General features: G+C 60.4%; 12 protein-coding genes. 6 read left to right on the top strand and 6 right to left on the bottom strand.

Translation table 11 applies throughout. The features are described 5' to 3' along the window. Positions 1–55: 55 nt before the first annotated feature. On the bottom strand, positions 56–583 hold the full coding sequence (locus ODQ19_RS05460; protein ID WP_054898731.1) for a helix-turn-helix domain-containing protein: 528 nt from the start codon (positions 581–583) through the stop codon (positions 56–58). 160 nt (positions 584–743) lie between these two features. Here ODQ19_RS05460 and ODQ19_RS05455 point away from each other — a divergent pair, with 160 nt between their 5' ends. Beyond that, the gene (locus tag ODQ19_RS05455) at positions 744–1,526 is read left to right on the top strand and encodes an aldolase (RefSeq protein WP_116666907.1); all 783 of its coding nucleotides are present in this window, start codon (positions 744–746) and stop codon (positions 1,524–1,526) included. 31 nt (positions 1,527–1,557) lie between these two features. After that, entirely contained in the window at positions 1,558–2,436 is an 879-nt protein-coding gene (locus ODQ19_RS05450; RefSeq protein WP_330209509.1) for a dihydrodipicolinate synthase family protein, read from the top strand. 49 nt (positions 2,437–2,485) lie between these two features. On the opposite strand, the gene ODQ19_RS05445 is transcribed toward ODQ19_RS05450, so the two are convergent. Further along, positions 2,486–2,818 (bottom strand): YegP family protein, encoded by a 333-nt coding sequence (locus ODQ19_RS05445; RefSeq protein ID WP_116666909.1) that lies wholly within the window; start codon positions 2,816–2,818, stop codon positions 2,486–2,488. A gap of 168 nt (positions 2,819–2,986) precedes the next feature. On the opposite strand from ODQ19_RS05445, the gene ODQ19_RS05440 reads away from it, so the two are divergent. The 3 genes from ODQ19_RS05440 (at position 2,987) to ODQ19_RS05430 (ending at position 7,176) form a co-directional block, all read left to right on the top strand. Further along, positions 2,987–3,526: an RNA polymerase sigma factor gene (locus ODQ19_RS05440; RefSeq protein WP_056790450.1), complete on the top strand. Its 540-nt coding sequence runs from the start codon at positions 2,987–2,989 to the stop codon at positions 3,524–3,526. Beyond that, complete coding sequence (locus tag ODQ19_RS05435) at positions 3,523–4,491, top strand: FecR family protein (protein ID WP_330209508.1); 969 nt, start codon at positions 3,523–3,525, stop codon at positions 4,489–4,491. The genes ODQ19_RS05440 and ODQ19_RS05435 overlap by 4 nt, the downstream gene beginning before the upstream one ends. A gap of 126 nt (positions 4,492–4,617) precedes the next feature. Continuing rightward, positions 4,618–7,176, top strand: a complete 2,559-nt coding sequence (locus ODQ19_RS05430; RefSeq protein ID WP_330209507.1) for a TonB-dependent receptor — start codon at positions 4,618–4,620, stop codon at positions 7,174–7,176. A 544-nt stretch (positions 7,177–7,720) separates the two neighbouring features. Here ODQ19_RS05430 and ODQ19_RS05425 read toward each other — a convergent pair. The 4 genes from ODQ19_RS05425 to ODQ19_RS05410 all read right to left on the bottom strand — a co-directional run bounded on the left by ODQ19_RS05425 (position 7,721) and on the right by ODQ19_RS05410 (position 11,165). Continuing rightward, positions 7,721–8,938: a class I SAM-dependent methyltransferase gene (locus ODQ19_RS05425; protein ID WP_330209506.1), complete on the bottom strand. Its 1,218-nt coding sequence runs from the start codon at positions 8,936–8,938 to the stop codon at positions 7,721–7,723. A gap of 219 nt (positions 8,939–9,157) precedes the next feature. Next, the gene (locus tag ODQ19_RS05420; protein WP_034126537.1) at positions 9,158–9,775 is read right to left on the bottom strand and encodes a TPM domain-containing protein; all 618 of its coding nucleotides are present in this window, start codon (positions 9,773–9,775) and stop codon (positions 9,158–9,160) included. Between the two features lie 31 nt (positions 9,776–9,806). Next, complete coding sequence (locus tag ODQ19_RS05415) at positions 9,807–10,535, bottom strand: TPM domain-containing protein (protein WP_330209505.1); 729 nt, start codon at positions 10,533–10,535, stop codon at positions 9,807–9,809. Between the two features lie 18 nt (positions 10,536–10,553). Then, complete coding sequence (locus ODQ19_RS05410) at positions 10,554–11,165, bottom strand: LemA family protein (RefSeq protein WP_078468205.1); 612 nt, start codon at positions 11,163–11,165, stop codon at positions 10,554–10,556. A gap of 241 nt (positions 11,166–11,406) precedes the next feature. On the opposite strand from ODQ19_RS05410, the gene bglX reads away from it, so the two are divergent. After that, positions 11,407–13,698, top strand: a complete 2,292-nt coding sequence (gene bglX / locus ODQ19_RS05405) for a beta-glucosidase BglX (protein WP_330209504.1) — start codon at positions 11,407–11,409, stop codon at positions 13,696–13,698. Positions 13,699–13,749: the final 51 nt, after the last annotated feature.

The raw sequence follows: 13,749 nt of genomic DNA, 5'->3' as shown, positions 1-13,749 counted from the left end.
GCTATCGCAGGCAAGCCAGCTCCCACATTGACTGCATTTCAATGAGTAAGAAGGATCACTCCTCAGCGCTGTGCACCACCACCAGCAACTGCGCCTGCACCTCTCCCACCGAGCGAATCCGGTGGGGTTTCTGCGCGTTGAAATGCAGCGCATCACCGCGCGCCAACAGCACGCGCTCGTTCATGAAATCCACTTCCACCTGGCCTTCATGCACGAATAAAAACTCCTCCCCCAGGTGCTCCTTGAAGGTCTTGTCGGTGAACTCCGCCGGCGGGTAGATGATGAACGGCAACAGGCTGCGCTCGCTGACTTGGTGGGCCAGCACCGCATAACCCGGCGAGGTGTCGGGCCGCTCGTGGCTGCGCACCAGGCTGTAGCTGTCGAGGCTGACGTTGTCTTCGCTGAACAGTTCTTCGACCTTCACGTTCAACGCCTTGGCCAGTTTCAACGCCGCGGCAATGGAGGGCGTATTGAGCCCGCGCTCGACTTTCGACAGGTAACTCTTGGTCATCCCGGATTTTTCGGCCAGGGCCTCCAGGGTCACGCCAAGTTTTTTTCTTAATATTTTCAAGCGGATAGACATGTGCTGCGGTTAATCCATGCAGAAAGCGATGAGACAGGCTTGCCAATGACACATTGTGTCATATAGCATCTTTAGTGTCATTTGCATTCACCCAACGACCTTGCGAGCAGCGGGCGACCAGCAAATCCGACGTCCATTGAACCACCCAAAGGACACCGATATGGCCAAGACATTAGCACTCCCAAAAGACCAACTGGTCAAGCAAGCACTGAGCCAGATGCAAAACAGCCTGGCAGATAATACGTGGACCGACCGGCAAAAGCTGGCACTGACCTGCCGGATCCTGTTCGAGTACGGCCACGACTCCGGCCTGGCCGGGCAGATCACCGCACGTGGGCCGACGCCCGGCACCTACTACACCCAGCAATTGGGCCTGGGTTTTGATGAAATCACCGCCAGCAACCTGCTGCTGGTCAATGAAGACCTCGAAGTACTGGAAGGCCATGGCATTCCCAACCCCGCCAACCGTTTTCACACCTGGGTGTACCGCGGCAGACCGGATGTAAACTGCATCATCCACACACACCCCACGCACATTGCCGCGCTGTCGATGCTGGAAGTGCCGTTGCAGGTGTCGCACATGGACCTTTGCCCGCTGTACGAAGACTGCGCTTTTCTGGAGGCCTGGCCCGGCGTGCCAGTGGGCAATGAAGAAGGGGAAATCATCACCACGGCCCTGGGCGACAAGCGCGCCATCCTGCTCTCGCACCACGGGCAGTTGTCCACGGGGGCCAGCATCGAAGAAGCCTGTGTGATTGCGCAGTTGATCGAACGAGCGGCCAAGCTGCAGTTGCTGGCGATGTCTGCGGGCACCGTCAAACCGATCCTGCCAGCGCTGGGGCGCGAGGCCCATGACTGGATCTCCAAGCCCAAGCGCCACGGCGCCGCGTTCAACTACTACGCCCGGCAAAACCTGCGCAAGCACGCCGATTGCCTGAACTGATTGCCCCCCCTTTTCGACCGGAGTTTTTCCCATGTCCAACCCAACCATTCACGGCATTATCGGCTACACCATCACCCCCTTCAGTGCCGACGGCGAGCGCGTTGACCTCGACGCCCTCGGGCGCTCCATCGACCGCTTGATCAACAGCGGCGTCCACGCCATCGCGCCCTTGGGCAGCACGGGCGAAGGCGCTTACCTGAGCGATGCCGAGTGGGATGAAGTCAGTGCCTACAGCATCAAGAAAGTCGCCAAGCGCGTGCCGACCATTGTCAGCGTGTCCGACCTGACCACCGCCAAGGCCGTGCGCCGCGCCCGCTACGCCGAAGAGCACGGCGCCGATGTGGTGATGGTGCTGCCAGCCTCGTACTGGAAACTCAGTGAAGCGGAAATCCTCGCTCACTACGCCGCGATTGGCGACAGCATCGGCGTGCCGATCATGCTTTACAACAACCCGGCCACCAGCGGCACCGACATGTCGGTGGAGCTGATCCTGCGTATCCTCAAGCAGGTCGAGAACGTGACCATGGTCAAGGAGAGCACTGGCGACATTCAGCGCATGCACCAGTTGAAGCTGCAGAGTGACGTGCCGTTCTACAACGGCTGCAACCCGCTGGCGCTGGAAGCCTTCGCGGCTGGCGCCAAAGGCTGGTGCACCGCGGCGCCGAACCTGATCCCGCAACTGAACCTAAGCTTGTATCAGGCCGTACTGGCCGATGATTTGAACAAGGCGCGGGAGCTGTTCTACCGGCAGTTGCCCTTGCTGCAATTCATCCTCAAAGGCGGGCTGCCGGCGACGATCAAGGCCGGGTTGCGCTTGACCGGGTTGGAGGTGGGTAATCCGCGCTTGCCGGTGTTCCCGTTGGGTGAGGCAGGGATCGGACAGCTCAAAGCGTTGCTGTCATCGGTGTAAAAACGCCCCGGCTCTCGCGAGCCGGGGCGCAGGTCTTCTTGCACGACTGTCAGGTCTTGTCCTTGATAGTGACACTGGGACCATTGGTCTTGACGCTGGCAATGCCATTGTCTCGTGCGGCTGTAGAGGTGTACTGCTCGCTGCTGCCGATCACTTGATGATTGGCAGCCTTGAGGTTGAAGAACGGTTGGCCGTTGCTGGCCACTTTTTTCTCATAACGTTCATCATGTGAGCTGTTGGCCTGCACTGAAGCAATGCCGGTTTCAGCAGCACCGCGGGTGGTGTAAAGCTCGCTGGTCAATATGGTTTCTGCGTTCGCCGCCTTAAGCACAAAACGAAACTGCCCATTACTGCTTTTACTCAACTCATACCATCCAGCCATGACTTTCTCCTTTGAGTGGGATATCGCTCCCAAACTTGTAGGATTAAAGGCCATGCCCCAATTTTTTCCAGCCAAACACGGGAGATCTATTTAGCTGGAGACAAATGACAATAGTTCTCGATATCATTCGCGATTTTTCCACGTCGTGCTTCGTCAAGAAGGATATCCATGTCTCGTCCCCAGCCCGACCCGTCGTCGGCCGATGCCTGTCGCGGGTTCTATGCAGATATCCTGTATTTCCTGCGTAAACGCACGGACAACGCCAGCGACGCGGCGGACATGGCCCAGGATGTGTTTACCCAATGGCTGGGCTACCGCGACCGGGCCAAGGTCGAGCAGCCACGGGCGTTTCTGTTCCAGATGGCACGCAACCTGCTGCGCGATCACTGGCGCAAACAGAAGGTACGGCAAACCGTCCACCCTGATCACGCCGAAATGGATGCCGAGCCGGTCACCGACGAGCACAACGACCCTATGGCCGCCGCCCTTCGCCTGCAACGCCTGGAACAGTTGAAAGAAGTCCTCGCCGAACTCTCGCCGCGCCGGCGAGAAGCCCTTATGCTGCACCGCTTCGAAGGCTTGAGCCAGGCGCAGATCGCAACGCGCATGGGCATCTCCACCAGCATGGTGGAAAAGCACATCGCCTTTGCCCTGCTGCACTGCAAGCGACGCCTTCAACCCGACACCGGCACGGAGCAGCCAGAATGAACCGCCCGAGCGACACAGACGCGCTGGACAGCCAAGCGAGCGATTGCATCGACGCCCAAGCCGCCAGTTGGTTTGCACGCAACCGCAACGAAGTAAGCCGCGCCGACCGTAAAGCCTTTGCCGCCTGGCAGGCGGTGCCCGCCCATGCGCGCGCCTATGCCGAATTCGAACAGCTGTGGGCCGACCTCGCCCAGTTGCAACAACTGAACAAACCGCTGGCACTGCCCAAGCGCAAGCCCGCCTTGTGGCGCCCTGCCCTGGCGGTGGCCGCTGCCTTGGTGTGCGCCGTGTTGGCGACCTCTATCGGCGCACCGCGCGAGCTGTATCACAGCCAGGTTGCCACCCAAGCCAAGGGCATGCGCACGTTGAATCTGCCGGATGGCAGTACCTTGTATGTGAATGCCAACACCCATATCCGCGTGAACTTCAGCGCCCATCAACGGGTGCTGCACCTGGACAAAGGCCAGTTGTACATCGAAGTGGCCGCCGACAAGGAACGCCCCCTCTACGTGCAAGCCGGCGAGTCGAGCGTACGGGTGGTGGGCACCGCTTTCGATGTACGCCGCGGGCAGCAGCAATTGGTGGTCAGCGTTGCCCATGGCCAGGTCGCTTTCGAGCCAAATGGCAAAAGCCCCGTCACCCTGCTCGGCGCCCAGCAACGGGCCTCATACAACTACACCAAAGGCACCGTGCAACCACAAAGCCTCAGCGCCGAAGAGGTCGCCGATTGGCGCAGCGGGCACTTGTCGTTTCGCAATCGCGAGCTGGCCAGCCTGATCGACGAACTGAGCCTGTACCGTCCACAGGCGCCGTTGCAGGTAAGCAAGGCCGTGGCGCAACTCAAGGTTTCGGGCAACCTGGATGTGAATGACCCGGACGCCCTGCTCAATGCCTTGCCCGCGCTGTTGCCGGTGAAAACCGTGCTCTCGGCTGATGGCAATATAAGAATCGAGCCGAGCAAATAGGCAGCAACACCACACATGAGAATATTTTGCATTCGCATGTGTGGTTTTTTTTGCCTGCCCCGTCTTCCTCCCGTCTGTGTTTGATACGCACACCTTTTTGGCTATTTAGCCGCTCCGGGGGATTTCATGTTTCGCGCGCCTTGTCACGCTTCGCACCTGTTTCTTCGACCGACACTCATGGCTACGTGCCTGGCCTTGAGCCTCAGCGCCGAAGCCGAGTCGTTCAAGCTGCACCTGCCGGCCCAGTCGCTGGCCACGTCCCTGAGCCAGGTGGCCCAACAGGCGAAAATCCAGCTGCTGTTCGATGAAACCCTGCTCAAGAACGTGCAGGCCCCAGCGCTTAACGGTGACTACACCCCGGAAGTGGCCATTCGCTCCCTGCTCAAAAACGGTGAACTCATCCTGCTCAAGGTCGGCAGTACCTACGTGGTGCGCCCCGATGAGGGTAAAACCACCACCGGTGGCGCAATCCAGTTGGACACCTTGAGCGTGATCGGCACCGGCAACGAGGTGAACGCCAGCACCGTCAACCGCTCCACCCTGACCCAGGCCGACATCGACCGCTACCAGTCCAATAACATCCCCAGCCTGTTGCAGACCTTGCCCGGTGTCAGCCAGGGCGGCTCCTTGAAACCCGGTGGCCAAACCATCAACATCCGCGGTTTCGGCGATGCCGAAGACGTACCGCTGACCGTCGACGGCGCCACCAAGACGGGCTTTGAGCGTTACCAGCAAGGCACGGTGTTTATCGAGCCCGAGCTGATCAAGCGCATCGAAGTGGAAAAAGGCCCCAACTCGCCTTTCACCGGTAATGGCGGCTTCGGCGGCACGGTCAACATGGTCACCAAGGACGCCCCGGACCTGCTCAAGGACGGCCGCAACAGCGGTGCGATGCTCAAATATGGCTACTCCAGCAACGACCATGAGCAGGTCTACAGCAGTGCCGTGTATGGCCGTACCGACGACGGCCGTTTCGATGCGCTGGCCTACCTGACCCAACGCGACGGCGGCGATATGAAAGTGGCCGCCAAGTTGCCCAACGACAACAATGAGTACCCGATCAACCCTCAGCGCCTGCCCAACAGTGCCCAGGATGTGGACGGCAAGCTGTTCAAGGCCAACGCACACTTTACCGATGAGCACAGTGTCGGGCTGTCGTACTCGCGCTCCCACAGCAACCGCTGGACCCCGTTTTCCGCCGCCAGCTACCCCACGCCGCCAACCCAGTTCAACATCGACCGCTACGGCTACGAAGGCGCGTTGAAGCGTTTCCTCGCCCACCGTGACACGGTAGACACCACCTGGTCGGGCAAGTATGAATACCAGCCGCTGGACAATCCGCTGGTGGACTTAACCATCAAGTACTCCCAGTCCAACACCGAGCAGACCGATGAGCGTGACGCCACGGCGTTTTTCCAGTTGGCCACCGGCGGGCGCAAGATGGACACCGCCTACACCGACAAGCTCCTGGACATCCGCAACGTCAGCCTGTTCGACACCGGCCCCTTGCAGCATGCCGTGACGGTCGGCGGGCAAATCCGCAAGCACACCCGCGAAACCGAAATGTGGATGCCCGGCGCCACCTACAACACACCGCGCTACAACTACGGGCACTTCCAGCCGGGCTTCATGCCCCACGGCAAGGTCGATACCAACAGCTTCTTTATCCAGGACGCGGTGACGTTGGGCGACGTGACGATCACACCGTCCCTGCGCTATGACCATGTGCGCAACCGCGGCGAAGGCAACGATGCGCCCTACTACAACAACGCCAGCCCGGCAGTGGGTCACGACTACAGCGACCGCACCTACACCGGCTGGTCGCCACGCCTGGCGCTGTTCTGGACCGTGACGCCGAATGTGGGGATGTTCGCCAACTGGAGCCAGACCTGGCGCGCCCCGGTGATCGACGAACAATACGAAGTGCAGGGCGTGGGCAGTCGCACCGCCACCAGCGTCGACCTGGACCCGGAGCGCATCACCTCGATCACCCTGGGCAACATCACCAGCTTCGACAACCTGATCGCCCAGGACGATAACCTGCAACTGCGCACCACCCTGTTCCACAACAAGGTCGAAGACGAGATCTTCAAGGCCACCGGCGTGGGCTGCCAGAACCAGGCTGTCAATGGCGGCAGCATCGCTTCAGCTTGCCCGCCAGGGCCTGCGTCCAACTACCGCAATATCGGCAGCCTGACCATCAAGGGCGTCGAACTCGAGTCGATCTACAACTCCACCTACCTGTTTGGCTCGGTGTCGTTCGCCTATGCCAAGGGCCAGCACCAAGGTGCCTACACCAACCCCTGGGGCCCGGACGTGGCAGCGCGGGATATTCCGCCGACCAAATGGGTGCTGGTACTGGGTACCCATATCCCGGCCTGGGATGCCCAGGTGGGCTGGATGGGCCAATTCATCGGCGCCACCGACCGCCTGCCCAGCGACAAATACTCGGGCGGCCCGGGCTCCAGCATCGGCGATCTGTTCTACGACCAGTACGGCAACAAGCGCTACAACACCCAGGGCCTGTTCGCCAAATGGACACCGCAGCAGGCGTACCTCAAAGGCACCGAGGTGAACTTCACGGTGGACAACCTGTTCAACAAAAACTTCCGCCCAGCCTTGAGCGGTGATCGGGCCTACACCAAGGGGCGGGATGCGAAGATCAGCGTGACGCGGTTCTTCTAACCACGCACGCATTCCAACTGTGGGAGCTGGCTTGCCTGCGATAGCCATAGGTATCTACACAACGCTGTAACGGTCGACGGTAACCACGATGCGAAGCGAGTCGCTCTTGACCTTGATCTTGATCTTGATCTGCTTTTGATCTCAGGCGCCCCGTTAAACCACGCTGGCCGGAATTCGACAGGGATTTGGGGGGTAAACCGGCAGGGATGCCGGTTTAGCCGCCCCGCGCCATGGATGGCGCGTGGCGGCGGCCCCCCAAATCACTGGCGGATTACGGGCACACCGAGCCTAGGCGAGGTGCCGAGTGGTGGGGCAAGAGCCCTTTGGTTACTTTGGGGCTTTTCCAAAGTGACCCGCCGTCAGGCGGAACCCTAAGCGGCCGTTACCGCATGAATGGATATACACACAATCCAACGGTGTTGACTGCCAGGCCGCCTTCGCGAGCAAGCCCGCTCCCACATTTGGATCGCGGGGCGTCAGGTAGATATGCGCTGGCCGCCGGAGCCGTCACGGGAGCAAGCTCCCACAGGGAACCGCACCCCTTTCAGGCCAGGTAGCCATCCCCGCGCAACAGGGTTTCCAGGCAGTGCTCGGTGATGTGATAGAACGCCTTGAGTTCCTGGATTTTTGCCAATAGCTGCGCGTTGTCCACAGGCTCGGCACGTTTGACCGCCAGGATCATCTTGTTCTTGTTGGTGTGTTCCAGCGAGATGAACTCGAACACCTTGGTCTCATAGCCACAGGCTTCAAGGAACAATGCACGCAGGCTGTCGGTGACCATTTCCGCCTGCTGGCCCAGGTGCAGGCCGTATTGCAGCATCGGCTTGAGCAACGCCGGGCTCTGGATCTGCAGGCGGATCTGTTTGTGGCAGCACGGCGAACACATGATAATCGACGCACCGGAACGGATGCCGGTGTGGATCGCGTAGTCGGTGGCGATGTCGCAGGCATGCAAGGCAATCATCACGTCCAGCTCACTGGGCGCCACGCTGCGTACATCGCCGCATTTGAACACCAGCCCCGGATGCTCCAGGCGCGCAGCGGCGCTGTTGCACAGGGTGACCATGTCTTCACGCAACTCGACACCGGTGACCTCGCCCTCGGCCTTGAGGGTATTGCGCAGGTAATCGTGAATAGCGAAGGTCAGGTAGCCCTTGCCCGAGCCGAAATCAGCGACGCGCACCGGGCGGTCGAGCTGCAACGGCGACGACGTCAGCGCATGGCTGAACACTTCGATGAACTTGTTGATCTGCTTCCACTTGCGCGACATCGAGGGGATCAGCGCCTGCTTGGCGTCGGTCACGCCCAGGTCGGCGAGGAAAGGTCGGCTCAGGTCGAGGAAGCGATTTTTTTCGCGGTTATGCTCTGCCGAAGGCGCCTCGCGCAGTTGCTGCGGTTTGCTTTTGAACAGCGAGCTTTTGTTCTTCTTGCTGTATTCCAACTGGGCTTCGTCGGTCAGCGCCAGCAAGTGCGCGTTCTTGAACGAGCTGGGCAACAGCTCGCCGATCGCCGCCACACCGTCGGCCAAGGGAAAGTTCTTGGTGATGTCGCGGGTCTTGTAGCGATAGACGAACGACAGGCAAGGCTGGTCCTTGACGACCACCGGCTTGATGATCAGCCGCTGCAACTCGGCTTCCTCACCGACGTACTTGGCCAGCACCAGCTTGATAAAAGCGTTCTGGGCCAAGCTTGCGCTCAACAGTTCGATGAACTGGGCATGATGATCCGGCGCAGGGCGGGCAGGTTGAGCGGTGACGGACATGAACAAAAACGCCTCGGGTAAAGAATGCCGGGCATTTTAGGCGGGATGGGGGTTCAGGGCACGGGGTTATTTGATCAACGGTCAATCAACCCGAATAAGGATGCTGCCTTGTGTAGGAGCGAGCTTGCTCGCGAAAAACGTCAACGATAACGCGGGTGTCCTGAATGAACGCGGCGTCTGAAAGTTTTTCGCGAGCAAGCTCGCTCCTACAGAAAGCAGTTATTCGAGTACGACCAGGCGATTGGGCAGTTCGTTGCGGGTTTGGGTAACGGGCACATGCACCTTGAGCAACTCGCCACAAGCTTCAACGCAGGCGATGAACCCGGCGAGCGTCTGCCCCTGTTTCACCTGCTGGGTAAACGCCTGGACAATGGCGTCCCAATTGCTGTCATCCAGGCGCTTGGAAATCCCGTCATCCACCAGGATCTCCACATACCGCTCGGCCTCGCTGACAAAAATCAGCACCCCGGTGCTGCCTACTGTGTGGTGCAGGTTCTGCTCCAGAAACTGCCGCCGCGCCAGGTTGGACGCACGCCAGTGACGTACCGAACGCGGAATCAGCCGGGTGGTGACCTTGGGCAAGCGGAACACCAGGCACAGCACAATGAACGTCGCCCACTGCGCCACCAGCAAGGTGTACATGGTCAAGTAGCCCGACAGGTAATGCACCACGCCCGGCACCACCAACGCGATCAAGCTCGCCCACAGCAACGGAATGTAGGCGTAGTCGTCGGCGCGCGCCGCCAGCACGGTGACCAACTCCGCGTCGGTGGTTTTCTCGACCCGGGCGATCGCTTCGGCGACTTGGCGCTGCTCGTGTTCAGTCAGTAATGCCATGGTTGTAGATGCTCTATTCTCGTTATTGTCATTACCAGCTGCCCGAAGCCCCACCACCGCCAAAGCCACCGCCGCCGCCGCGGAAACCACCGCCACCGCCGCCCCCACCGCCGCCGCGCCCGCTGCTGTTGAGAATCGCCAGCAGGATAGCGCCCACCGGCAAGCCCATGCGATTGCACAACCACAACACGCCGATCAGCAGAATAAACAGGCCGATGGAAAAACCGGGATTATCCATGGCGAAGTTCGCATCCGCCACATGGGCCGGCACCGCCAAGGGCTCACCGCCCACCACCTGGATCATGGCGGCCACGCCGTCGCTGATGCCCTGGCTGAAATTACCGGCCTTGAACTTGGGCAGGATCACCTGGTTGATGATCACCCAGGATTGCGCATCCGTCAGCACGCCTTCCAGGCCATAGCCGACTTCGATGCGCAACTGGCGGTCATCACGGGCAACGATCAACAGCGCGCCGTTGTCCTTGCCCTTCTGGCCAATGCCCCACTGGCGGCCCAATTGATAACCGTAGTCCTCAATGGGCACGCCTTGCAGGTCGGGCACGGTGACCACCACCAGCTGGTCGCCCGAGGTTTGCTCCAGCGCCTGCAATTGCTGGGTCAGTTGCTCGCGCACCGCCGGGTCGATCATCTGCGCGCTGTCCACCACCCGGCCGGTCAGCGCCGGGAAGGTCAGCGCCGCCTGGGCCGCGCCCACACAGGCCAACAGCCACAGCGCCAGGCCTATCCGTAATAAACGCATCGACACCTCAGTGCAGCCTTATTTGAACTTCACTTGCGGCGCTTTATCGGCATCGGCGCTAGTGGCTTCAAACGTGGCGCGGATCGGCAAGTCGCTGTACATCACGCTGTGCCACAGGCGGCCCGGGAAAGTACGGATCTCGGTGTTGTAAGCCTGTACGGCCTGGATAAAGTCACGGCGAGACACAGCGATACGGTTCTCGGTGCCTTCAAGTTGCGATTGCAAGGCCAGGAAGTTCTGGTTGGCCTTCAGGTCCGGGTAACGCTCAGACACCACCATCAAACGACTGAGTGCGCCGCTCAGACCATCCTGGGCTTGCTGGAACTGCTTGAGTTTCTCGGGGTTGTCCAGGGTGCTGGCATCTACCTGGATCGAGGTGGCCTTGGCCCGCGCTTCAATCACCGCGGTGAGGGTCTCTTGTTCGTGGGCGGCATACGCCTTCACCGTTTCCACCAGGTTGGGGATAAGGTCGGCACGGCGCTGGTACTGGTTCTGCACCTGGCCCCAGGCGGCCTTGGCCTGTTCGTCCAGCGTGGGGATGTTGTTGATGCCGCAACCGCTCAGCACGCTGCTGATCAGTAACAGCGCCGCAGCCTTGAAGCCCCAGCGGTAATGTTGTGCTGCTTGCATGGTGTTTCTCCTGCCCAATCTGATGGAATGTGACGACTAACCCTATAAACCACGCGCTTGGGGCATAATCCGCCACCACTGGAATGCTTCGAGCCAATCAGCTACAAAGATGCCCAGCGCGAAAAAGAGTTCAGAGTGTGCTGCATTTATCTGAACAACACCCGAACAACAATAGACGTTCCCCACATTTTGGCCGACAGCATCTCTTTGAATGCTGCGCAGTCGCCGAAAAAGGATATTCATGAAAAAGCTGTGTTTGCTCGGCCTTGTTGCCACTCTGGCCACTCACCCCGTATGGGCAGAAACAAAGCCTGCTGCGCTTAATGACAAGGACGCCTTCGTCAGCGACCTGCTCAAGCAAATGACCCTGGATGAGAAGATCGGCCAATTGCGCCTGATCAGCATCGGCCCGGAAATGCCCCGCGAGCTGATCCGCAAGGAAATCGCCGCCGGCCGCATCGGTGGCACGTTCAACTCCATCACCCGCCCGGAAAACCGTCCGATGCAGGACGCGGCCATGCGCAGCCGCTTGAAGATCCCCATGTTCTTCGCCTACGACGTGATCCACGGCCACCGCACCATTTTCCCGATCAGCCTGGCCCTGGCTTCCAGCTGGGACATGGACGCCATTGGCCGCTCCGGACGCATCGCCGCCCAGGAAGCCGCCGCCGACAGCCTCGATATCACGTTTGCGCCAATGGTCGATATCTCCCGTGACCCGCGCTGGGGCCGCACCTCCGAAGGTTTCGGTGAAGACACCTACCTGGTGTCACGCATTGCCGAAGTCATGGTCAAGGCGTTCCAGGGCACCAGCCCCGCGAATGCCGACAGCCTCATGGCCAGCGTCAAGCACTTTGCCCTCTATGGCGCGGTGGAAGGCGGGCGCGACTACAACGTGGTCGACATGAGCCCGGTCAAGATGTACCAGGACTACCTGCCGCCCTACCACGCAGCGATCAAGGCCGGCTCCGGCGGCGTGATGGTGGCGCTCAACTCGATCAACGGCGTACCTGCCACCGCCAACACCTGGCTGATGAACGACCTGCTGCGCAAGGACTGGGGCTTCAAGGGCCTGACCGTCAGCGACCATGGCGCGATCTTCGAGCTGATCAAGCACGGCGTAGCCAAGGACGGGCGTGAAGCCGCCAAGCTGGCGATCAAGGCCGGCATCGACATGAGCATGAACGACTCGCTGTATGGCAAGGAATTGCCTGGGTTGCTCAAGTCTGGCGAGATCCAGCAGAGCGACATCGACAACGCCGTGCGCGAAGTGCTCGGCGCCAAGTACGACATGGGCCTGTTCAAGGACCCGTACCTGCGCATCGGCAAGGCCGAGGATGACCCGGTCGACACCTACGCCGACAGCCGCCTGCACCGCGCCGAGGCCCGCGACATCGCGCGCCGCAGCCTGGTGTTGCTCAAGAACCACAACGACACCCTGCCGCTGAAAAAGTCCGCGACCATTGCCCTGGTCGGCCCGCTGGCCAAGGCACCCATCGACATGATGGGCAGTTGGGCTGCTGCCGGCCGGCCTGCGCAATCGGTGACCCTGCTCGACGGCATGAACGCCGTGATCGGCGAAAAAGGCAAAGTGATCTATGCCCGTGGCGCCAACATCACCGGCGACAAGGCAGTGCTCGACTACCTTAACTTCCTCAACTTCGATGCCCCGGAAGTGGTGGACGACCCGCGCCCTGCCCAGGTGCTGATTGATGAAGCGGTGAAGGCGGCGAACAACGCCGACGTTATCGTCGCGGCGGTGGGCGAGTCCCGTGGCATGTCCCACGAATCGTCGAGCCGCACCGACCTGAACATCCCGCAAAGCCAGCGCGACTTGATCAAGGCCCTCAAAGCCACCGGCAAACCGCTGGTGCTGGTGCTGATGAACGGCCGTCCACTGTCGATTCTCGAAGAGAACCAACAGGCCGATGCGATTCTGGAAACCTGGTTCGCAGGTACCGAAGGCGGCAATGCAATCGCCGACGTACTGTTCGGCGACTACAACCCGTCGGGCAAGCTGCCGATCACCTTCCCTCGTTCGGTGGGGCAGATTCCGACCTACTACAATCACCTGACCATTGGCCGACCGTTCACACCAGGCAAGCCGGGCAACTACACCTCGCAGTACTTCGATGACACCACAGGTCCCCTGTTTCCGTTTGGCTATGGCCTGAGCTACACCACGTTCAGCCTGTCGGACATGGCGCTGTCGTCCACCACGCTGAACAAGACCGGCAAGCTCGACGCCAGCGTCACCGTGAAGAACACCGGCAAGGTCGATGGCGAAACCGTGGTGCAGTTGTATATCCAGGATGTGGCCGGCTCGATGATACGCCCGATCAAGGAGCTGAAGAACTTCCAGAAGGTCATGCTCAAGGCCGGTGAAGCCCGCACGCTGCACTTCACCCTCACCGAGGACGACCTGAAGTTCTACAACGCCCAGCTCAAGTACGCGGCCGAACCGGGTGAGTTCAATGTACAGATCGGGTTGGACTCCCAGGATGTGCAGCAACAAACCTTCGAACTGCTCTGATCTGAAGCTGTAAACACGGTCGGTGTGGGAGCTGGCTTGCCTGCGATAGCG

Origin of the sequence: Pseudomonas sp. AM4(2022), assembly GCF_036346515.1 — a bacterium.
In the GTDB taxonomy this organism is placed as follows: Bacteria; Pseudomonadota; Gammaproteobacteria; order Pseudomonadales; family Pseudomonadaceae; genus Aquipseudomonas; species Aquipseudomonas paracarnis.
This window is presented reverse-complemented; position numbering and strand designations above follow the sequence as displayed.